The sequence below is a fragment of the Roseateles subflavus genome (assembly GCF_030285365.1).
GTDB lineage: Bacteria > Pseudomonadota > Gammaproteobacteria > Burkholderiales > Burkholderiaceae_C > Roseateles_B > Roseateles_B subflavus.
Genome location: NZ_JASVDS010000001.1, coordinates 466,138 through 488,196 on the forward strand (window position 1 = coordinate 466,138; position 22,059 = coordinate 488,196).

The following is a 22,059-nucleotide window of genomic DNA, read 5'->3' on the forward strand; positions in this document are numbered from 1 at the left end:
CACCGCCAGCGGGAGGCCAGGCGGCCAGCGCCGCCCAGCTGCCGGCATCAGCCCCCGGAACCGGTGGCAAGCAAGCCTTCGGGCGTGGCGATCCAGCCCGTCTTGGCGTCAACGAACTGGATCCTGCTCAGCGCATCCGTGGTGCCGCTGGCCACAGCGCCCCAGGTCTTCCCCGCATCCAGGCTGCGCATCAACTCACCCTGGCTGCCGCCGATCCAGATGGTCTTCCCATCGACCGATTCCACGCTCAGCCACTGAGTACCGGCATCTGCCGCGAGCGCGAGCGCCTGCCAGGTCCTGCCGCCGTCCTGCGACAACAACACCGTGTTGCGGCTGCCCACCGCCATCAGGCTGCCGGGCCCCAGCGGCTTCACGGCCGACAAGCTCACCGTGAAGGCTCGTGGCGTTTGCCAGACCTGTTGCCAGGTCTGGCCGGCATCCTCGCTGAGTAGCAGGGATGTGCCGGTGCGGGCCAGGAGGCGCTGAGTATTCAGCACCGTCAATTCTCCCGGCGCGCCATCGGGCAGCACGCTCACATACGACCAACTGGTACCGCCGTCGGTGGTCTTGAAAACCCGTCCGAGAAACACCGCCCAACCTGTCTGCCCGTCGTCATTGAAGCGCAAGGCGTCCCAGTTGACGTATGGCGCGTCCGGCTTCTGCCAGGTCTGGCCGCCATCGGCACTGCGCCACACCTGTGTGTCCGACAAGAGCCAGACAACGCCATTGCGCAGAGCCTGAAGCTGCGCGAGTCGCTGGCTGAAGGTGGGCGGGCCCAGGGGTAGCACCTCCGTCCAGTCTTGCCCGCCGTTGCTGCTGCGCAGGACACTCTCCGCACGCACCTGCAGGAGCACGCGGTCGCTGAGGGCCGCCACCTCGGCGACCTGGCCCGCGCCACGCGGGCCGAATGCCCGGGTCCACTGCAGGCCGCCGTCGTCGCTGCGCCGCAGCTCTTGACGAGTCAGGCTGAATTGCCGTGAGGCGCTCAGCCGGAAGTCCTTCGAGCGGCCGCGGGGATCACTCTGAAGAAACTGCCCCAGGACAAACGCGCCAGACACGGCGGTCTGCTCCGGCTCGGTGCGGCTCATGCACACCACCGGGCCGCCGCTGGGCTGGCAGGCTTCCCAGCTGGCGCCGCCGTCGCGCGTCTGGCTCCACAGCTCGGAGCCGGGATCTGGCGACCATGCCTGCCCCGTCCAGGTCTTTGCGACCACATGCAAGTCGTCCAGCACCTTGAGGGCTCCGAAGCGATCCGGACTTGAAGCCAGAACACGGACCCAGGTCTTGCCCGCGTCGCGGGAGACCTGGACATCACCCTTGTCACCTGGCACGCCGCCGAACAGATTGCTTCCGCCGCTGACTTCGAGGCGCCACAAGGCACCGCCCGGCGCCACGGAAACGCTGCGCAGGCCGAAGTCGATCCAGGACTGCCCGTCATCGGGCGAGTAAGCGCTCGAGTAGTCGCAGAACTTGGTGCTGCAAACGGTGCTGTAGGCGTAAATCCCCTTCGGCGCTCCGACGAGCGCCACACGGCCGTTCGGCGCTGAGGGTACGGCCGTCCAGTGCTCGCCGCCGTCACTGCTGGTCCAAGTGGACGTCCAGTCGGTGACCCACAGGGTCTGCGGGCCACGGCCCGTCACGGACTTCAGGGCATTCGACGTGGGGCTGGGCCGCTGTGCCCACGTCGCTCCACCATCGGTGGTACGCCAGATCTCGCCACCGTCGCCGACGACCCAGCCCAGCGTCTCGGAGGCGAAATAGGCGTCCAACAGAGCTTTGTTGCTGATGCGCCCACTCTGCCAGCACCAGCCGCGGCCGTCCGCTTTGCTGCAGCTCAGGGCCTTGAGCGCGGCGGTGCGCTCGATGCTGACGTTGCCACGCTGCTCGATGGATTGGCCGGCTGCGTTGCTGATCGTCAGTTTCACGACATAGTCACCGGGCACCGTGTATTGGTGCTGCGCCTGCGCCCCGGACCCGCTGCTGCCATCGCCAAACTGCCAGGCAAAGCTCAGGCCGGCCTGGGCCATCACGTTGCTCGAGACCACCAGCGGCCGGCTCAAGTCAGACAGGGCCGGGACCTCCAGGCTGACACTGGATGGCAGTGACACCTCCAACACTGGCTGAGAGTCGCTGCCACCACCGCAGGCAGCCAGACCGGCCAGCATGGCCGTCATGGCACGTTGCAGCGCCCACCTCCCCGAATGCGCCCGAATCTGCATCGCAATCTCCCTGTCATATGCGTGATACCCGCCCAACCTGCTGGGGCGGGCCGCGCACTGTACAACGGGGCATGCAGGGCACGGCAGCACACGAACAGCAACATGAGGGGCACACGAAGTCACTTGCGCGCGCGGCGCACACCAACCGATCGGGGGCGTCGGCGAAGGCGTGGTGCCTGCGCAATGCTGCTCAGTGCAGCCCCGCCAGCAGCGCCGCATTGCCGCCGGCGGCCGCGGTGTTGATGGTGAGGGTCTGCTCGGCCGCGAAGCGGTACTGCTGACGCGGGTTGGCGGCATCGGCGGCGGTCACCAGCGGCAGGATGGCGCCCGGGCGCTCCGCCAGGCGGCGCAGCACGGCGCGGGCCAGGGCGGTGTCGTTGGCGGCCACCACCACGCCGGCCAGGGCCGGAGCGCCCAGCAGGGCATGGGCCTGGTCCACGGGCAGCACGGCCACGGCCGTGCCGGGCACGCCGGCCTGCACCAGGCGCTGGCGCAGGGCCTCGCAGCGGCCGTTGCCGACCAGCGCGACGGCATTGCCCGCCACCAGCGCACCGCCCAGGGCGGCCGCGATCTGGGCATCGTCCGCGCCTTCGCTCAGCACGGCGAACACGCCGCGGCCGTGCAGGCGCAGCTCGTTGCTCTCGCCCGTGGGGCCGGGCAGGACCTGGTCCTGCAGGCCATGTTCGGCCTGCTGGGCGTGGGCCCGCAGCACGGCGGCCACCGGACCTTCGGCCCCCTCCGCCGCGCGGCGCAGCACCGCCACGCGCTGGGCCAGGTCCACCGAGGCCCAGGTCGCCTGCGCAGCCTGCAGAGCGGCCAGGCGGCTGCTGAGCTGGCTGGCGTCCGCGGTGCCCGCGATCACCCCGCCGCCCACGGCCGGCGCGCTGCCGGCCTCGGCGCAGAAGCGATGCAGGTAGTGCCGGCCACCGGCCTTCGGGCCCGTGCCCGACATGCCTTCGCCGCCGAAGGGCTGCACGCCCACGACCGCACCGATGATGTTGCGATTGACGTAGATGTTGCCCACGCGGGCCTTCTCGGCCAGGCGCAGGGCGCGGCTGTCGATGCGGGTCTGGATGCCCATCGTCAGGCCGTAGCCCAGGGCATTGATCTGCTCCAGCACGGCATCCACCTCGCCGTTCCAGCGCAGCACGTGCAGCACGGGGCCGAAGATCTCCTGGCCGAGGTCCGAGACCCGGGCGATCTCGAAGGCCGCGGGGCGGATGATGCGCGGCAGCGCGTCATGCACCGGCGCCTCGGCGATCAGGCGCGCCTCGCGCTTGAGGCGCTCGACGTGCGCGGCGATGTTCGTGTAGGCCTCGTCGTCGATGACGGGGCCGACGTCCGTCGCCAGCTCGGCCGGCTGGCCGACCCACAGCTCCTGCACGGCGCCCTTGATCATCTCGATCACGCCGTCGGCGATGCTCTCGTGCACGCACAGCAGGCGCAGGGCCGAGCAGCGCTGGCCGGCGGAACGGAAGGCGCTCTGCACCACCGCATCGACCACCTGCTCGGGCAGCGCGGTCGAGTCGACCAGCATGGCGTTCAGGCCGCCGGTCTCGGCGATCAGCGGGACGATCTGGCTGCCGTCCTTGGCGGCCAGCGTCTTGTTGATGATCTGGGCCACCACGGTCGAGCCGGTGAAGCACACACCCGCCGTCAGCGGGTGGGCGACCAGGCCGGCACCGACGGTCTCGCCGGCACCGTGCAGCAGCACCAGGGCGTCCGTGGGCACGCCGGCCTCATGCAGCAGCTCGACGGCCTTGAGCGCGACGTAGGGCGTCTGCTCGGCGGGCTTGGCGGCGACGGCATTGCCCGTCACCAGCGCCGCGACGACCTGGCCGGCGAAGATGGCCAGCGGGAAGTTCCACGGCGAGATGCACACGAAGACGCCGCGGCCCAGCATCTGCGGCGCCTGGGACTCGGCCTCGTCGGCGTAGTAGCGCAGGAAGTCCACCGCCTCGCGCACCTCGGCCACGCAGTCGCCCTGCGTCTTGTAGGCCTCCTTGACGAGCAGGGCGCAGAACTCGGGCAGGCGCGCCTCGAGGGCATCGGCCGCGCGGCGCAGGATGGCCGCGCGCTGCGCCACGGGCGTGGCGTTCCAGCGCGTGAAGCCGCCCTGCAGGCGTTCCATGGCGGCACCGATCTCCACCGGCGTCGCCTCGGCCACTGGGCCCACGACGACCTGGTCCAGCGCGGCCAGCAGCGGCTGGCGCTGGGCGAGGTCCGTGAGGTCCACCCCCTTGGAATTGGCGCGACCCTGACCGTTCGGGCCCAGGTAGAGCGCCAGCGGCAGCGGCAGGGCGCCCTGGCTCTGGATCTGCGCCAGCGGCGAGCCCAGCAGCTCGGTCACCTGGACCGTCGGGTCGGCCAGCTGGTGCACGAAGGAGCTGTTGGCGCCGTTCTCGAGCAGGCGGCGCACGAGGTAGGCCAGCAGGTCGCGGTGCTCCCCCACGGGTGCATAGACGCGGCAGGGGATGCTGCCGTCCTTGAGCACCTCGCGATAGACGCCCTCGCCCATGCCGTGCAGGCGCTGCATCTCGAACTTGGCCCCGGCCGTGCGGGCCATCTGCACGATGGCGGCGATGGTGCCGGCGTTGTGGCTGGCGAACTGCGGGTAGATCACGTCGGCATGGCTGATCAGCGCCTTGGCGCAGGCCAGGTAGCTGACGTCGGTGTGCTGCTTGTGCGTGAAGACCGGGTAGGCGGCCAGGCCGTTCTCCTGGGCGCGCTTGATCTCGCCGTCCCAGTAGGCGCCCTTGACCAGACGGACCATGAACTTCAGGCCATGCTTGCGGGCGATCGCGGCGACCTCGTTGACCACCGCCAGTGCGCGGGTCTGGTAGGCCTGCACGGCCAGGCCGAAGCCGCGCCACTGCGGGAAGTGCGCGGCGATGCGGGCCGACAGCGCGTCCAGCACGTCCAGCGACAGCTCCAGGCGGTCCACTTCCTCGGCGTCGATCGTGAGGTTGATGTTGGCCTGCGCGGCCTTCTCGATCAGCACCCACACGCGCGGCAGCAGCTCGGCGAACACGCGCTCGCGGTGCAGCACCTCGTAGCGGGAGAACAGCGCGCTGAGCTTGATGGAGATGCCGTCCGAGCCTTCGGGCGACTCCGCCTTGCGGCCCGCGGCGATGGCCTCGATGGCGTTCACATAGGCGGCGTGGTAGCGGCGGGCGTCGGCCTCGGTGCGGGCGCCCTCGCCCAGCATGTCGTAGCTGAAGCGCAGCTGGGCCTGCACGCGGCGGGCGTCGTCGGCCTCCTTCATGGCCTCCTGGATGTTGCGGCCCAGCACGAACTGGCGGCCCAGCAGCTGGATGGCGCGCACGGTGGCGGCCACGACGGTCTGCGCGCCCAGGCGGGTCAGCAGGCCGCCCTGGCCCTCACCTTCCGGCAGGAATTTCTTGGACAGCGAGATCGCCGTGGCCGAGAGGCTGGCCAGCATCTTGTGCGGGCCTTCCGAGCCGCCGTCGAAGCTGCCGCGCCCCAGCTGGTCGGCCGTCAGGGCGATGGCGGTCGGTGCGTCCGGCACGCGCAGCAGCGCCTCGGCCAGGCGCATCAGGGCCAGGCCTTCGCTGCTGGTGATGGGGTACTCGCGCAGCAGGGATTCCATCGCCCAGAACGGCGCCGGGTTGTTGCGCACCTGGTCCACCCAGGGGCTGGCGGTGGCGATCACCGCGTGCCAGTCCAGGCCCGCGCCGAGGCTGGCGGCCAGCGCCTGCACCACGGGCATCTCGTCGCGGTAGGGGTCCGGCAGGCGGGCGTGTTCGGGCAGGAGCGGGAAGGCGGTCATGGAGATCCCCTTTTTTGACGGGCGAATTAGTGAAAGCCTGAACTTTATGCAGGTTGCTCCTGAATTAAATTCAGAACATCAACCATCCTGCAGTGAGAAATTCATATGGCCAGCCACGATTCGGGTCTAGACACCATCGACGCCCGCATTCTGCGCGTGCTGCAGCAGGACGGGCGCATTTCCAACCTCAAGCTGGCGGAGGCCGTGCATCTCTCCCCGACCGCGGTGCTGGAGCGCGTCAAGCGCCTCACGCGTGAGGGCTACATCCTCGGCTACGAGGCCCGCCTGAACCCGGCCAAGCTGGGCGCCTCGATGATGGTCTTCATCGAAATCCTGCTCGACCGCACGGTGCAGGACGTGATGGACAACTTCAAGGCCGCCGTCCAGGCCCGCCCCGAGATCCTCGAATGCCACCTGGTCGCGGGCGGCTTCGACTACCTGCTCAAGACGCGCGTCTCCGACATGAGCGCCTACCGCGAGTTCATCGGCAGCGTGATCTGGACCCTGCCCGGCGTGCGCGAGACCCGCACCTACGCGGTGATGGAAGAGGTGAAGAACAGCACGGCCTTGCCGATCTGAGGGACAAGCGGGCGTCCGGAGCCCCCCGGGCGGGGCCGGGCTGGCTATATTGGGCAGGCCCGGCCCGCGCGATGCGGGCTGCAGGAGGCCCACAAGATGCGTTGGGATCGCGCAGGAACTTCCGGCCGCGCCTGGGCGGCCTCGCGGGTGCGCTGGGGCGCGCTGCTCGTCTGTGGCGCCGCGGCCGCGCAGACCCCCGTGCCGCCCGTGTCGACCGCAGCGGAGCCCCCGCCCACGGTGCTGCAGCTCTGCGCCGAGGACGAGAACTCCTACCCCTGGCTGCTGCGCGACGGCACCGGCCTGAACATGCTCATGATGCGGCTGCTCGGCCAGCGCCTGGGCCTGCGCCTGGAGGTCACGCTGCTGCCCTGGCGGCGCTGCCTGCTCTCGCTGCAGGAGGGCGGCGTGGACGGCGCGTTCAAGGCCAGCTTCCAGCCGGAGCGGCTCAAGATCGGGCGCTACCCGATGCGCGGCGACCAGGTCGACCCCGAGCGCGCCATGCTGGAGGAGAGCTACCACCTCTACCGCCGCAAGGGCAGCGCTGTGAGCTGGGACGGCCGGCAGATCACGCAACTGGAGGGCGCGGTGGGCGCGCAGGCGGGCTTCTCCGTCGTGGCGTGGCTGCGCCAGCAGGACGTGCCCATCGAGGCCTCCGCGAAGGCCCCGGACAGCATCCTGGCGATGCTGCAGCGCGGCCGTCTTGGCGCCGCGGCGTTGCAGACGAGCCAGGGCGACTACGCCCTCAGCCGCAACCCGCCCTTCGCCGCGCAGATCGAGCGCCACGGCCCGCCCCTCGTCAGCAAGCCCTACTACCTGCTGCTCTCGCACGCCTTCGTGAGGCGCTTCCCCGTGCTGGCCGAGCGGATCTGGGATGGCGTGGCGGCCGTGCGGGAATCGGCCGAGTACCGACGGGCGCTGCAGCAGGCGATGACCGGGGGCGGATCCGCTCCTTGAGGGAAGCCGTGGCAGGGCGTCCGTCGGACTGCCGATGACCGCTCATGACCTAACCTGCAAACTCCGCTCCCTGTTCATTTCACCCTCACAGGGAGGCGCATGCAGATCGTCCCACACACCCCGGCCGTGGCCGGCCGCCACCCCCTCTCCTCGAAGCGGCCATCGCCCAACATCCCGGACTCCGCCCCAGACTCTGCCTCGGACCCCGCGCCGGAGCCCCTGGCGGACGACCCGCCGGACGCCACGCCCGCCTGCGGCTGGTTCGGCTCCAGCCTGGAGTTGCGGCAGGGCTTGGAGGTGGTGGAGCTGCGGGAGTCGGGCCCACGGCGCCATCCGATCGTCGGGCGGGCGGCGGTGGGGCCCCGATGGCCGCCAGGCGCGCCCGCCCTGCCCTAGCCGCACGCAGGAGGCCCGCCGCCATCGCCGGCCCGGGGCTCAAGCGGGCTTGCCCTTGCGTCGCAGTGCCTGGATCAATGTCGCATCCATGGCCTGGGCCTGGGCCAGATAGGCCGCATCCTTGGGCTCATCAAAGCCCGTGGGATAGAGGAACACCCCTTGCGAGTCGGTATTGAATCCCGCGGGAGGAGTGCTTCGCGAGGCGGGGTCACGCTTGGCCCAATACTCATCCAGCACCCGGGCATACAGCGCCTGCGCCGGTGCCACCGCATCCTTCAGGTCCGGCATTCGAGCCGCACGCTGCAGCGCGAATGCATAGACCTTGACGTCCGGTGACTCCAGATCACCGGCCTGCGCCTTCAGGAGCAGCCATGCAGACAGCGTCGGCAGATCACCAGCCCTCGCGTCCTGCATGGCCTGTTCCTTCAATTCGCCAGCAGGCACGTCGGCAAACTGCTGGGGCAGGCTCAAGAGCTCCACGGCGGCACCCGGGACACGCGCGGCATAGGCATGCCTCAGCAACTGGGACCTCAGTTGGAACTCGTCTCCCAAAGTCCGCACATGGGCAGGCAATGTTTGGCAATTCCTTTCGAGCGCCATCAAGGCCTCCCGGTCTCGCAGCATCTTTGCCTTGTAGGCCCCGGCCCCCTCGCGAGCGATGCGCTGGTCCAGCAACTGGAAGTCCATGGGCAGGCGTGAGCAGCGTGGAATGATGCGGGCCGTCTCCAAGGCCACCTCCGGCGGCAGGCCCTCGATGCCCGAGGCCAGACGGTCGCCCAAGCTCGGGCCGGCGACGCTCGCAGCCGGTGCCGGTGCCGGCGCCGATGCGACTCCTTCCGGATGGGGTGACGCTGATCTCAAGCCCCCGGAAGCTGACGGCCACGCCATTTCAGCGTTGTCTGGTGCTGCTTCTGCTTGCGTCGATGGTGAGGAGGCTGGCGAACCAGGGCGGGAGACCTCCCTCGCCCCGACCAAGCTCAGCGCCAGCACCAGCGAACCGATGGCGAGGACTGTCCCTTGGCGTCTTTCCCGAATTCGTTGCATTTGCAGATCTGTTGCGTATGGAGATTGGGGCGTTGGGGCGCTGAGCAAGCCGCCGGAACTCGCAGGGTCTCGGCCGCACTGTCTCCAGGCAACCCTGCAGCGCGATACGAGCCGAGCCGGTCAGCCTGCATCGCGACCTGGGCCAGCTGCTCAACGGTCCAGGGGCATCACCGAGACAGGCGGGCTTCCGGCATCCCTGCTCACGAGCACTGCACAGCGGACCACCGCTGAAATGGAACCGCCCGGCGCTGATGCGTGGGGAAGCTTCGCATGCATACGTGAGCCTGTGGTCAGGCGGATGGCATCGGCTGACGCAGCAGCCCAGCCCCAGCACCGTGCTCCTTCCGCAGCAGGGCCGTGACAGGTGTCCTTGGCACTCCTTGCTTCTGCGGTCCTCTCGGACAGCAGCCTCTGGAGCTGTTGGTGGTGGAGACGGGACTGTCGTTGAGTAGGGGCGCCGGGACGCTTGCTTGACCTGACAGGGCAGACAGGGTGATCTCACAAACGTGCGATTTGCAATCGGCGTGCACGGCCGAGCCGATCAACCGGCGCTCTGCTGGGCCATCTGTCGCCGCTTCAGCGCAGCGAGGTACTGATCGGCCAGGGCACGGACCTGAGGGTCGCTGGAGGGATGCAACTTGGGCGCCACGCCGCCGACGTAGGCCGTGTCTGCGGCCGCCGCCTTGGCGGCATTGCCGGGGTCTGCGCGGGCCACCTCGACCGCCACATGACGCTCCAGAGCCCGAAGGTGCCGCTGCAGATTGTCAATCGGGTCAGCGTTCAAGGCGGGGTCCTGTGCACCACGTACCAGAGCATCTCTCGCGGCCTCGCGCTGTAGGGGAGAGGCTGCAGGGAGGACGCCCAAGGCCACTTGCTTCACGGCCAACCCGTCGCCGGCCTCGGCTTCCCGCAGCACCTGCGCCAGGACGTCCGGCCTTTCGAGCCCCTCAAGGAACAGCGCCATGCCGGCGCCTTCCACGCGATCACGCAGGGCGACTTCCAGCAACTGCCGACGCAGCGCCTTGCGGTCGCCGCTGACCGCTTGGCACTGGGCGAGGTCCTGCTGCATGGCGTTCAGGTACTGCGTCGTCCAGCGCTGGTCGCTCGGCTTCAGGATCCGCTGGGCCTGCATTTCCGTCAGGTGCTGGCGGGTTCGCTCCATGCTTTCCGGCAACCTTTCACAGGCCTCGATCAGACTCACCAACTCATAGGCGGCGCGCCCGTCCTGCTCGCGCAGGGCCCGGGCGGTGGCGGGCATCAGTCCGCCAGGGAATCGATCCCAGTTCACCATATTGGCCTGAAGCTTGGCTGGAGGCGTACCCTTGCCTGCTTGGGCGACCCCACTGACAGGGACAGCCGCAAGGCTGGCGGCAGGCGCTGCATTTGGCACCTCGTTCGAGCGGCCCGACTCTGGATGCTTGACGACAAGTGCTCCATCAAGAGACGTCCCTGCCAATTCACTCCAGCGGACGTAGCCCAGCACTGCAATGCCCAACACCGCTGCCACAGTGACCCACAGAGCGTGTTTGATGCTCAACTTACGCGTAGTCATGGAAGTGCTCAGTAGCCGTTGGCTGCTTTGACCCGACACGAGTTGGCGCGGGCAGGCCGCGCTCATCAGCGCTGCGATGGTCTTCATTTCGAGTTTTCCCTCGTGCTTGCCGGGCCCGACCGCATCTGTGACGGCCTGAGTCCTCAGCGCTCATCGTTCCTGCAAGGCCTCGCGGCCGACATCCTCAGGAGCTCTTGATCGTGAGGGCGGGACTTTAGCGGGCCACGCCGGGGCTACGGGGCAGATCGCCCTGCAAGCTCTGGCAGGGGGACGCCACACGTGTGCGAAAGGCGCGCAAGGCCGAGCGCCTGCGCGCTGAGGTTCGCGACGGCTCCCGCCTGATCGACGGCGCCGCTGATCTGGCAGCCGGGCGGCGCCCACGGAGCCCTACCGGTCAGCCTCCGTTCTGATGGGCCTTCTGCCGCCTCTTCAACGCAGCGAGGTACTGGTCGGCCAGGGCCCGCACCTGTGAATCGGTGGAGGGCTCCAGGCGCGCGCCCCCCTGCGCATCGATCCAGGCCCGGCTCGCCGCCTCCCGCTTGCCGCCGTTGCCCGGGTCCGCCTTCCACGCGTCCACCGCCGCGTGACGCTGCAGGAAGTCCAGCTCCTTGTCGAGCTCGGGCCCTCCAGGCCCTTGCAGGTCCGGATCCCGCGCGCCCCGAACGATGGCATCCCGGGCCGCGGCCACCTGCAGGGGCGTGGCCGCCGCGACCATGCCATCAGCGACCATGCTCAGCGCTCGCACGTGGCCGAGCGCCATCTCCTGGAGCACCTGCTTCATCACTGCCGGCTGGCCGCCCTGCCCGGCCAGGGCGAGGTCCGTGCCGGATCCGGGCACCTCCTGCTGCACCGCCAAGGCCAGCAGCTGGAGGCGAAGCGCCCCCACGTCACCGGGAATCGCCTGGCAGTAGGCGGCGTCCTTCTGGCGCACCGTCCATTGCTGCTGGAGCAACTGACGCCGCGCCGCATCCGTGGTTCGGTTCAGCTGCGATTCCAGCGCCCGCAGCGCCGCCCCCATCCCCTGGCACACCTGCAGATCAGCCGCAACGGCATAGGCTTGTCTTGCGTCCCGCTTCTGAAGCGCCAAATCGGCCGCGGCCGGCATGCCACTGGGGTAGCGGTGCCAGGGAATCGCGGCCAAGGCCTCGTCGGGTATGCTCAGCGGGCCGCGGCTCGGTCCAGGCGCTGCCGGCGCGGCACCAGCCACCGGGTTCGACACCAGGGAGGGATCCCGCGAGGTGCCTTGTGCTGAGGACGCGCCCCCGGCGCCCCGCCACTCGGCGGCCACGGGCTCCGCCGGGCGCTCCCCGAGGCCAAGCCATCCTGCGGCGCCCAGAACGCTGAGGAGAAGGCACCCGCCCCAGATGAGGGGCCGGCGGGGCCTGGGTGCACGGTCTGTGTGTTGATCCATTGCGGGCGCGCCGCTGGCCATCCCAGTGGGTCTCATTCGCCGTCCCTCCTTCCCATTCCTTTTGTTCCGCGCTGCCAGGGCGCGGTCATGACGGCGCCATTCGCGGAGCGCCTGGCGAGCCTGACCCCCGCATGCGCAGGCATGCGGGCGACACGAGTATGGCCGGGCCGATCAGCGCCCGTTCCGCGCTTCCTTCGATCGCTTCTTCAGCGCGACGAGATACTGGTCCGCCAGGGCACGCACTTGCGGATCCATGGAGGGCACCAAGGTCATGCCCACCTGTTCCTGGGTCCACGCTTGACGGGCCGCAGCCAGCTTGCCCGCCTGCGGCGAGTCGACCTTCAATGCCTCGAAAAGCCCCTGGCGATTCAAAAAGTCGAGGTCAGAGATCAGCTCGTCTCGCAGGCCTTGAGGAAGATCCGACATCCCGGCGCCACGCACGAATGCGTCCTTCGCCGCCGCGATCTGCAGGGGCGTCGCCGCGGCGGCCAAGCCGCTGGCCACGATGCGCAAGGACTGCCGGTCCCCTCTTTCACCGTCGAGAACGAGCTGCTGCATGACGGGCTGGCCCGATTCGCCCAGCAGGAACAGCTCGAAACTGGCGCCCGACTCTCCTGCCTTCGCGGCAGTTTGCAACAGCTGCCGACGCAAGGAAGCGCCATCACCGCCAACGGCCTGACAAGTCGCCTGCTCCCTTTGCAAGGCTTCATGCGCGTTGTGCAGGATCTGCCTGTTTGGCGGCGCCGCTTCGTTCTGCATGGACTCCCGGAGCTGGCTCTGCATCCTCAGCACTCGCTCGCAGCGACTCAGCGCCTGCGCGAGCTCCATGGCGAGGCGTCCGTCTTGCCGCTGAATCGCGTCCCCGACGAGCGGCGCCAAGCCTTGCGGGTATCGAACGTTCAGCGCGGCCGTTGAATGCAAGGTGGACGGGGACGATCGCGAGGGCGGGGGCGGCTGGGCTGGCGCATGGGGATGCGCCTCACTGACAGACCTCACCGGCAGACCGGGCTGCTGGACACGAGCCGTGCCGTCTGCTGCCGACTCGACCGGAGCCGGTCTGACAAACAGCAGCCATACGGCCAGCCCCACGAGAAGGGCCGCAACAGCCGCTGCGGGTTTGAGCCAGGCTCTCGAACGTGCCCGCATCTCAGCCACCCAGCGCATCTTCTTTGCAGGTCAGGAAGCGCGCATTCGAGTCCTGGGTCTTCTCTCGCTGCCGCTTTTCCGCGCGCTGCCGACAGCTGTAGCCAATCATGCCCAGCCCCTCATCGACCCAGTTGAGCGGAAGTGAAATGCCGCCAGCACCAATGCTGGTGCTTCCGGCGCAGATGGCCAGTTCGCTTTTGTAGTCATCCTCGATGTTCTTCTGCCGCTCGCTGTGCTTGTCGATACAGTCAATTAGCTTTTTCGTTCGCCTAGCCTCTTCCTCTGGATCTGGACCCTTGCCCGTCCCGCCCGGCGTATCCGGCGTGCACTCCTGCGCCTGCAGCACCTTGCGCGATCCACAGGTCTGCGGGCCGCCGAGGCCGCCACCGCCGCTCCCCAAGCTGCCACCGCCCGAGCCACCGCGGTTGCTGGATCCCGACACCTCGACGGTGCACTCCTCCTCCCCATTGGGCCCACGCGGGCAGCCTTCGCTATCGCCCGACAGGGCCTGGAGATTCGCGCCAGGGGCTCCGGCGATCCGGGTGGGCTTGCCGCCTGGCTGGGCCGCGGACGATGAAAGGGTCTTCGACGCGGTGGCGGGCGTCGTGGCGCTTTGAGTCTGCACCTGCGCCGCGACAGGCGCGCACAGGCAGGCCGCGCTCATCAGCGCTGCGATGGTCTTCATGTCGAGTTCTCCCTCGTGCTTGCCGGACCCGACCGCATCTGCGACGGCCTGGGTCCTCGGCGCTCCTCGTTCCTGCGGGCCTCGCGGCCGGCATCCTCCGGAGCTGTTGATCGTGAGGGCGGGACTTTAGCGGGCCACGCAGGGGCGACGGGGGAGATCACCCTGCAAGGTCTGACAGCGGGCTGCCATGGGTGTGCGAAGGGCGCGCAATGCCCGCGCGCCCGGTCGCTCAGGCGCGCTGCAGAGTCTTCACCACCGCGAGGCGCGGCTCGGCGGCCACGGGCTGGGGCAGCTCGAAGGCGTCGGCAGGCATGGGGCGGCCGTAGTGCCAGCCCTGGGCCCAGTCGCAGCCCTCGCGGCGCAGCCACTCGGCCTGCTGGGCGGTCTCGACGCCCTCGGCCAGCACGTCGAGGTTCAGGCTGTGGGCCAGGACGATCACGGTGCGGGCGATGGCCGCGACGTTGTTGTCCTCGCCCAGCTCCTGCACAAAGCTGCGGTCGATCTTGAGCGTCTGCACGGGCATGCGCTTGAGATAGGCGAGCGAGGAGTAGCCCGTGCCGAAGTCGTCGATGGCCACGCGCACGCCGCGGTCGGCCAGCTGATTGAGCAGGCGGATGGCCTGCTCGGCGTCCTCCAGCAGCAGGCTCTCGGTCACCTCCAGCTCCAGCGCGGTGGCGGGGCAGCCGGTGCTCATCAGGATGAAGTCGAGGGCGAGGATGAAGTCCGGCTGGCGCAGCTGGCGGGCCGACACATTGACGGCGACCTGCTGCGGCTTGCCCGGCTGGCCCTGCCAGCGCGCGGCCTGCGCGCAGGCATGCTCCAGCACCCAGCGACCGATGGGCACGATGAGGCCGGTGTCCTCGGCCAGGGGGATGAACTCGGCCGGCGAGATGGGGCCGCGCGTCGGGTGGCGCCAGCGCAGCAGGGCCTCGGCGCCGATGAGCTGGCCATCCGAGAGACGCACCTGCGGCTGGTACTCGAGGCGGAACTGCGCGGCCTCATTGGCCATGCGCAAGGCATGGGTGAGCTCGAAGCGCTGCTGCACGGCCTGCGTCAGCTCGGGGCGGTAGGACTGCACGCTGTTGCGCGCCTGGGCCTTGGCCCGGCACATGGCGGCCTCGGCATTGCGCAGCAGCTCGTCCACGGTGTGGCCGTCGGTCGGGTAGAGCGCCAGGCCGATGCTGGCGCCGATGTTGAAGCGCTGCAGGCCCACGAGGATGGGCTCGTCCATGGCCTGGATCAGGCGGTCGCCCAGGCGCAGTGCGGCGGACTCGTCGTCCAGGCCGCCCAGCACGATGGCGAATTCATCGGCCCCGACGCGTGCCACGGAATCGCTGGCACGCACGACGTGGACGAAGCGCTCGGCCGCGGTGCGCAGCACGTGGTCGCCGGCGGCGTGCCCGGCGATGTCGTTGACATCACGGAAGTCGTCGAGGTCGATGAACAGCACCGCGACCTTGCCCTGCACGCGCTGGGCCTGGCCGATCTCGCGCTCGATGCGGTCGCGCATCAGCGCCGAGTTGGGCAGGCCGGTGAGGCGGTCGTGCAGGGACTGGTGCAGCAGCTGCGCCTCGGTGGCCTTGATGCGGGAGATGTCGGTCAGCACGCTCAGGTACTGCACGCCCTCGCCGGCGCTGCCATCGGCCTCGGGCTCGACGCGCACGACGGTCGCCCACACGGGGACCGACTCGCCGTTCTTGTGGCGCAGCAGCAGCTCGCCGCTCCAGTGGCCCTCGGCCTGGACCTGCGCATGCAGCGCGAGCAGCTGCTCGGGGTCCTGCTCGCCGTCACGCCAGAGCTGGGGCACCTCGCCCAGCAGCTCCTCGCGCTCGAAGCCGCAGATGCGGCTCAGCGCCGGGTTGAGGTCCAGCACGCGCTGTTCCTCGTCGCACACAAGGATGCCCTCGCCGCAGTGCGCGAAGACGGTCTCGGCGCGGCGGGCCTTCTCGCGCGCGAGCTGCAGCTCGGTGACGTCGCGGCCCACGGCCATGCGGCCGAGGAAGTCCTCGTCGTCGTGGATGTCCACCTGGACCACGTCCAGGCACTGGCGCTCGCCGTCCGGGCGCTGGTACCAGCTCAGCTGGCGGTCGCGCTTGCGGGTCCAGTCCAGGCGGATGCCGAGTTCGTCGTCCCGCCGGCCCAGCAGCTCGGCCTCGCTGCGGCCCACGGCCGCCTCGAAGGCGGGATTGCAGCCCTCATAGGCGCCCCAGGCGTTCTTGCAGAACATGGGATCGGGGACGGCGTTGAGGAAGGCGCGCAGACGGACGCGCTCCAGCCGCAGCCGGCGCAGCTCCTCGCGGCGGCGCTGCAGGCGCTGGCGCTGGTGGAAGAAGAGCGCCAGCACGCCGCCCATCGCCAGGCCGCCGGCCACGCAGGCCAGGCCCAGCCACACGACGGGATCACGGGCGCTGAGGTCGTCCCAGGTAGGCAGCAGCCCGCCGCGCGCGTGGGCGCACAGGGGCAGGAGCAGCGGGCTCGCCAGAAGGCGGCGACGCAGGAAGCGCATGGAAAGACAGACCTTTCGCGACGCCGGGCGGGCGGGTCTGCCCGCGGGTCGCTTTATTTATCGGGATCGAGCGCCTTCCAGGATCACAGGACGCCCCCTCGAGGCAGGACTGTCAGGCCAAAGCGGCCGGCGTGGCACACCGTCTAGGGTTTACCGGGATCGCACCGCTTGGGCATCAGAGAAAAGTTGCACGCTTGCGGCGCGGCCCTCCGCGCTCACAGGCGCGTGGCCAGCTCCACACCCTGACGAATGGCACGCTTGGCATCGAGCTCGCCGGCTTCGAGCGCGCCGCCGATCAGGTGCACGCGACGGCCCGCGGCCTCCAGCGGCGCCTGCAGCTCGCGCACGGGCTCCTGGCCGGCGCACAGCACGATGGTGTCGGCCTCGATCAGCTGCAGGTCCTCGCGCTTCTCGCCGTAGCTGACCCACAGGCCCTCGGGCGTGATGCGCTCGTAGTTGACGCCGCCCACCATCTCGACGTTCTTCATCTTCAGCGCGGCACGGTGGATCCAGCCGGTGGTCTTGCCCAGGCCGGCGCCGAGCTTGCCCTTCTTGCGCTGCAGCAGCGTGATCTGGCGCGTCGGCGCGTCAGGCTGCGCACGCAGCAGGCCGCCGCGCGTCTCGGCCGGGTCGCCCACGCCCCAGTGTTTGCGCCAGGCCTCGGCATCGAGGGCCAGCGAATGGCCGGCCTCCAGCAGGAACTCCGACACGTCGAAGCCGATGCCGCCGGCGCCGACCACGGCCACGCGCTGGCCCACGGGCTTGCGCTGCAGCAGCACGTCCACATAGCTCAAGACCTGACCCCGTGCCTCGCCCTCGGCCTGCCCCTCGATGCGCGGATTGCGCGGCGCCACGCCGCTCGACAGCACGATGTCGTCGAAGCCCTGCAGATCGTCCAGGCCCACGCGGCGGTTCAGGTGCAGCGTGACGCCGGTGGTCTCGATGCGGCGGCGGAAGTAGCGCAGCGTCTCGTTGAACTCCTCCTTGCCCGGCACGCGGCGGGCGAGGTTGAACTGCCCGCCGAGCTCCGCGCCCGCCTCGAACAGCTCGACGGCATGGCCGCGCTCGGCCAGCGTCGTCGCCGCGGCCATGCCGGCCGGGCCGCCGCCCACGACGGCCACGCGCTTGCGCGGCTGCTCCTTCTGCAGCGGGATCACGCGCAGCTCGGTCTCGTGGGCCGCGCGCGGGTTCACGAGGCAGCTGGCGATCTTCTGCTGGAAGGCGTGGTCCAGGCAGGCCTGGTTGCAGGCGATGCAGGTGTTGATCTCGTCGGCGCGGTTCTGGCGCGCCTTGCGCACGAAGTCGGCGTCCGCCAGGAAGGGGCGGGCCATGCTGACCATGTCGGCGCTGCCCTCGGCCAGCACCTGGTCGGCCACTTCGGGCGTGTTGATGCGGTTGCTCGTCACCAGGGGCGTCGTGATGCCCTCGGCGCGCAGCTGCTCGCGCAGCTTCTTCGTCACCCACGAGAAGCCGGCACGCGGCACGCTGGTGGCGATGGTGGGCACGCGGGCCTCGTGCCAGCCGATGCCGGTGTTGATGATGTCCGCGCCGGCGCCGGGCAGCTCGCGGGCCAGCTGCAGGACTTCCTCCCAGCTGCTGCCGTCAGGGATCAGGTCCAGCATCGAGAGGCGGTAGATGATGATGAAGTCCCGGCCCACGGCCTCGCGCGTGCGGCGCAGGATCTCCAGCGGCAGGCGCATGCGGTTCTCGTAGGTGCCGCCCCAGCGGTCCTGGCGGTGGTTGGTGTGGGTGACGAGGAACTGGTTGATGAAGTAGCCCTCGGAGCCCATCACCTCGACGCCGTCATAGCCGGCCTCGCGGGCGAGCTTCGCACAGCGCACGAAGGCGCGGATCTGCCGCTCGATGCCGCGCTCGCTCAGCTCGCGAGGCGTGAAGGGCGAGATGGGGGACTGGATGCGCGACGGCGCCACGCACAGCGGGTGGTAGCCGTAGCGACCGGTGTGCAGGATCTGCAGGGCGATCTTGCCGCCCTCGGCATGCACGGCGTCCGTGATGACCTGGTGGCGGCGGGCGGCGCCGCTGGTGGCCAGGGTGCCGGCGAAGGGCTTGGCCCAGCCTTCGATGTTGGGGGCGAAGCCGCCGGTCACGATGAGCCCGACCTCGCCGCGCGCGCGCTCGGCGAAATAGGCCGCCATGCGGTCGAAGTGCTTGCGGGAATCCTCCAGGCCCGTGTGCATGCTGCCCATCAGCACCCGGTTCTTCAGCTGGGTGTGGCCCAGGTCCAGGGGGGCCAGCAGATGCTCGTAGGCCATGGCGGTCTCCTTCATGTTTGTTGTGTGCAGGATCAGGCCACCGCCGGCAGCCCGAGGTCGCGGACGATGCTAGCAGCGGCCCCCGCGCACCCCATGGCGGGCAACCCTGCTTTGGAGAGCCGGCTCTAGCGGCCGCCGCCGCCCGCCGGTGCCGCGCCAGAGGGCAGCAAATCTTTACGGAACGGCCTTCGCCCCGGCTCGCCGACAGCGTCAGGCCATCTCATTACAATCGCCCGCAGTCGACGCCGGCAGCCCCGGGCTGTCGCGTACTCGATTCATGCGTGCCCTCGATGGGGCGCGAACGGAGAACTGGAGCGTTTGATGAGATTCACTCGATGGGCAAGCGCCCTCGCCATGATCGGCACCCTGGCGCTGAGCGCCTGCGGCAGCGGCGGCGGCGGCAATGACGGCAACACCAATGTGCGCCTGCTGAACGCCAGCGTCGGCTACTCGTCGCTGGACCTCAAGGTCAACGACACCAAGGTGAACACCGGCATCGGCTTCGGCACCGTGGCCAGCTACGCCAGCATCAGCACCGGCAGCAACACGTCCGAGCTGCTGATCGGCGGCACGTCGACCCTGCTGTCGACCCCGGCCCTGAGCAACCTGATCAAGGACGGCAACTACACCCTGATCGCCTTCGGCAACACCGGTTCGATGGCCACCCGCCTGCTGAACGAGTCGGAAACCGAGCCGGCCAGCGGCAGCACCAAGCTGCTGACCCTGAACCTGGCCTCCGATTCGGGCAACGTCGACGTCTACGTGACCGCCCCGGGCGCCTCGCTGGCCGACGCCACCCCGACGGCCTCGACCCTGATCCCCGGCAACGGCGACGCCTACCGCACGCTGACTGCCGGCACCTACCAGATCCGCGTCACCGCCGCGGGCAGCAAGACCGATCTGCGCCTGGACATCCCCAGCGTCACCCTGGACTCCACCAAGGTCAACACCCTGGTGCTGACCAGCGCCACCGGCGGCGTGATGGTCAACGGCCTGCTGCTGGGCCAGAAGGGCACCGTCACCAAGTACGAGAACGGCCTGGCCAAGGTCCGCGTGATCTCCGCGCTGCCGCGCAGCACCGCCGTCACCGCCACGCTCAACGGCGTCGCCTCGCTGACGAACGCCGGCTCGCCCGCCGTCTCGCCCAACTACGCCGACATCACCGTGACCAACGGCGTGAAGGTCGACTGGAGCGTGACCACCGGCTCGACCACCGTGGCCCAGCCCTCCAAGCAGATCGCCCTCGACCGCAGCACCGTGTACGGCCTGCTGATCTGGGGTGACGCGGCCGCCCCGACGCTCACCCCCATCAAGGAAGACAACGCCCTGCCGTCGGCCCTGAACACCGCCAAGGTGCGCATCCTCAACGGCGTGGCCGGCCTCGGCAATGTCGCCCTGTACGTCAACGCGTCGCCGGTGATCAGCAGCGTGGCCCCGGGCACGCTGTCGGACAGCTACCAGGCCAACACGACGAGCGAGATCCAGTTCGATGTGCGCGCCGGTGCCCCGACCGTCTTCACCATCAAGAAGACGCTGACCTCGGGCAAGGTCTACACCATCCTGCTGAGCGGCACGCCGGGCGCCATCCAAGGCGACGTCATCGAGCCCTGATCGCCCTGGGCCGATCCGGGGCCTCCCCGGACCTCACGCCAAGAACCCCCTGCGCCTCCCGGCCAGGGGGTTTTTTCTTGGGCGGGCCGCGGCGGCTGCCGCGCTGCTGACAGCCGGTGGCGGCCGGTGCTGGCAAGATCCGGACATGCCCGCCACCGCTCCGTCCTCCCGTCTCGCCCTGCTGGCGGGCCTCCTGGTCATCCTGGCCTGGGGCCTCAACTTTCCTCTGCAGAAGGCGCTGCTCGCCGCCATGGGGCCCGGCGGCTTCCTGTGCCTGCGCTTCACGCTGATGCCGCTGCTGGTGATCGGCCTGCTGCTGCACCGGCACGGCCTGCGCTGGCCCCGCGTGTCCCGTGCGGACGCCTGGGCCCTGCTCCGCCTGGGCCTGATGGGCCAGGGGCTGCACCTGGTGCTGTCGAGCTTCGGGGTGCACTGGTCCACCCCCTTCTCCAGCGCCGTGCTGCTGGCCTGCGGCCCCATCTTCACGCTGCTGATCCTGCGTGCCTGGGGGCTGGAGCCGCTGCGGCGGGCGCAGCTGGTGGGCATCGGCCTGGCCCTGGGCGGGGCGCTGCTGTTCATGTCCGACAAGCTGCTGGCGGCCGACTGGCGCGCGGGCGGCGGGGACGCCGTGCTGCTGGTCGCGGCGGCCCTCTTCTCCTACTACACGGTGGCTGCCAAGCCGCTGATCGAGCGGCACGGGCCGGTGCTGGTCATGTGCTACGCCAGCCTCGCCGCGACGCCCCCGGTGCTGCTCTACGCCGTGCCGGCCGCCCTGCACACCGACTGGTCCGCCGTCACGCCCGGGCTGTGGCTAGGCGCGCTGTGGGCCGTGGTGGGCATCGGCTTCGGCAGCTGGCTGGCCTGGGGCTGGGTCAACGCCCGGCGCGGGGTGGCCCGCACCGCCCCGCTGATCTACCTGATGCCGCCCATCGCCGGCCTCGCGGCCTGGGTGGCGGGCGGCGAGCAGTTCGGCACCGCCAAGCTGCTGGGCGCGGCGCTGACCCTGCTGGGCGTGGCCTGGGCCCAGTTCGCCCCGCAGGCCAGCCCGGCGCGTCAGGCGGCCGACGCCCAGGCGCCCCTGCTCGACTGAGGCCACGCCATGCCCCTCGGAACCCCGCACTGGCGACGGCTGCGCGAGATCTGGCGCAGTGCCGGCTGGCCCTGCCAGGACCTGATCGAGGTGGAGCTGCTGGCCGCAGGCCTGCTGGAGCGTCTGCAGGAGGACGGCCGAGAACGGCTGCGCGTCACGGACGCGGGCGTCCAGGCCCTGGCGGCGACGCTGGACCGCAACCGCCGGGCGCGGGATGCCCACGAGCAGCTCGTCGGCCGCGTGGCCCTGGAGCTGCAGCGGGCGGGGCGCGTCGTCTGGCGCGGCCTGACGCTGCGGGCCGGCCTGCCGGGTGAGGCCGAGGCACCCGGCGCACCCGCCCCGCTGATCGAGACCCCCGCTCCGCCGGCGCAGGGGCGGCCGCGCTGGGTCCAGGCCATGCCCGACGTCTTCTCGATCCGCCACACCACGGTGCCGGACTACCTCGACGTCGCCGTGCACGAGATCAAGGTCCGCCGCGCCGACCTGCTGGGTGAGCTGCGCCGGCCCGCCAAGTCGCAGGCCTACCTCGCGCTCAGCAGCCAGTGCTGGTTCGTGCTCCAGGCCGGCATCGCCGAGCCCGAGGAGATCCCGGCCGACTTCGGCGTGCTCATCGCCCATGCCCAGCACCTGGCGCTCGCCCGCCCCGCCCCGCGCCGGGCCCATCAGCCCGACTTCGGCACCTGGATGGCCCTCGCGCGCCATGCCTGCGAGCCGGCGCCCGCCGACGATGCCCAGGCCTGGCTGGGTGAGGCCCAGAGCCCGCCCGGCCCGGACCCGGGCTGAAGGCCGCCCCATGGCCTTTG

Annotated in this window: 14 protein-coding genes and 1 pseudogene; 6 read left to right on the forward strand and 9 right to left on the reverse strand. The window is 70.1% G+C overall.

Annotated features, from left to right (window positions below):
• Positions 1–47 precede the first annotated feature (47 nt).
• Together QRD43_RS02155 and QRD43_RS02160 are read right to left on the reverse strand one after the other, a co-directional pair.
• Complete coding sequence (locus tag QRD43_RS02155; RefSeq protein WP_285980827.1) at positions 48–2,174, reverse strand: YCF48-related protein; 2,127 nt, start codon at positions 2,172–2,174, stop codon at positions 48–50.
• A gap of 904 nt (positions 2,175–3,078) precedes the next feature.
• Positions 3,079–6,009, reverse strand: a pseudogene (locus QRD43_RS02160) (L-glutamate gamma-semialdehyde dehydrogenase); the annotation flags it as partial.
• A 105-nt stretch (positions 6,010–6,114) separates the two neighbouring features.
• Here QRD43_RS02160 and QRD43_RS02165 point away from each other — a divergent pair.
• From QRD43_RS02165 to QRD43_RS02175, 3 genes are all read left to right on the forward strand, one after another.
• Positions 6,115–6,588 carry an Lrp/AsnC ligand binding domain-containing protein gene (locus QRD43_RS02165; protein WP_285980828.1) on the forward strand — a complete coding sequence of 158 codons (474 nt, stop codon included), beginning with the start codon at positions 6,115–6,117 and terminating at the stop codon, positions 6,586–6,588.
• Between the two features lie 96 nt (positions 6,589–6,684).
• Positions 6,685–7,542 carry a substrate-binding periplasmic protein gene (locus tag QRD43_RS02170; protein ID WP_285980829.1) on the forward strand — a complete coding sequence of 286 codons (858 nt, stop codon included), beginning with the start codon at positions 6,685–6,687 and terminating at the stop codon, positions 7,540–7,542.
• A 99-nt stretch (positions 7,543–7,641) separates the two neighbouring features.
• Complete coding sequence (locus tag QRD43_RS02175) at positions 7,642–7,938, forward strand: hypothetical protein (RefSeq protein ID WP_285980830.1); 297 nt, start codon at positions 7,642–7,644, stop codon at positions 7,936–7,938.
• A gap of 39 nt (positions 7,939–7,977) precedes the next feature.
• Here the strand turns inward: QRD43_RS02175 and QRD43_RS02180 are convergent, their stop codons facing one another.
• From QRD43_RS02180 to QRD43_RS02210, 7 genes are all read right to left on the reverse strand, one after another.
• Positions 7,978–8,718 carry a hypothetical protein gene (locus tag QRD43_RS02180; protein WP_285980831.1) on the reverse strand — a complete coding sequence of 247 codons (741 nt, stop codon included), beginning with the start codon at positions 8,716–8,718 and terminating at the stop codon, positions 7,978–7,980.
• Positions 8,719–9,523: 805 nt separating this feature from the next.
• The gene (locus QRD43_RS02185; RefSeq protein ID WP_285980832.1) at positions 9,524–10,621 is read right to left on the reverse strand and encodes a hypothetical protein; all 1,098 of its coding nucleotides are present in this window, start codon (positions 10,619–10,621) and stop codon (positions 9,524–9,526) included.
• 307 nt (positions 10,622–10,928) lie between these two features.
• Positions 10,929–11,675, reverse strand: a complete 747-nt coding sequence (locus QRD43_RS02190) for a hypothetical protein (RefSeq protein ID WP_285980833.1) — start codon at positions 11,673–11,675, stop codon at positions 10,929–10,931.
• Positions 11,676–12,116: 441 nt separating this feature from the next.
• A complete protein-coding gene (locus tag QRD43_RS02195; protein ID WP_285980834.1) occupies positions 12,117–12,773 on the reverse strand; it encodes a hypothetical protein in 657 nt (218 codons plus the stop codon).
• 319 nt (positions 12,774–13,092) lie between these two features.
• Entirely contained in the window at positions 13,093–13,776 is a 684-nt protein-coding gene (locus QRD43_RS02200; protein ID WP_285980835.1) for a hypothetical protein, read from the reverse strand.
• Between the two features lie 229 nt (positions 13,777–14,005).
• The gene (locus tag QRD43_RS02205) at positions 14,006–16,282 is read right to left on the reverse strand and encodes a putative bifunctional diguanylate cyclase/phosphodiesterase (RefSeq protein WP_285980836.1); all 2,277 of its coding nucleotides are present in this window, start codon (positions 16,280–16,282) and stop codon (positions 14,006–14,008) included.
• 215 nt (positions 16,283–16,497) lie between these two features.
• Positions 16,498–18,570 carry an NADPH-dependent 2,4-dienoyl-CoA reductase gene (locus QRD43_RS02210; RefSeq protein ID WP_285980837.1) on the reverse strand — a complete coding sequence of 691 codons (2,073 nt, stop codon included), beginning with the start codon at positions 18,568–18,570 and terminating at the stop codon, positions 16,498–16,500.
• A gap of 306 nt (positions 18,571–18,876) precedes the next feature.
• On the opposite strand from QRD43_RS02210, the gene QRD43_RS02215 reads away from it, so the two are divergent.
• The 3 genes from QRD43_RS02215 (at position 18,877) to QRD43_RS02225 (ending at position 22,039) form a co-directional block, all read left to right on the forward strand.
• Entirely contained in the window at positions 18,877–20,166 is a 1,290-nt protein-coding gene (locus tag QRD43_RS02215) for a DUF4397 domain-containing protein (protein ID WP_285980838.1), read from the forward strand.
• A gap of 145 nt (positions 20,167–20,311) precedes the next feature.
• Positions 20,312–21,256 (forward strand): DMT family transporter, encoded by a 945-nt coding sequence (locus QRD43_RS02220; protein WP_285980839.1) that lies wholly within the window; start codon positions 20,312–20,314, stop codon positions 21,254–21,256.
• Positions 21,257–21,265: 9 nt separating this feature from the next.
• Positions 21,266–22,039 carry a hypothetical protein gene (locus QRD43_RS02225; protein ID WP_285980840.1) on the forward strand — a complete coding sequence of 258 codons (774 nt, stop codon included), beginning with the start codon at positions 21,266–21,268 and terminating at the stop codon, positions 22,037–22,039.
• Positions 22,040–22,059: the final 20 nt, after the last annotated feature.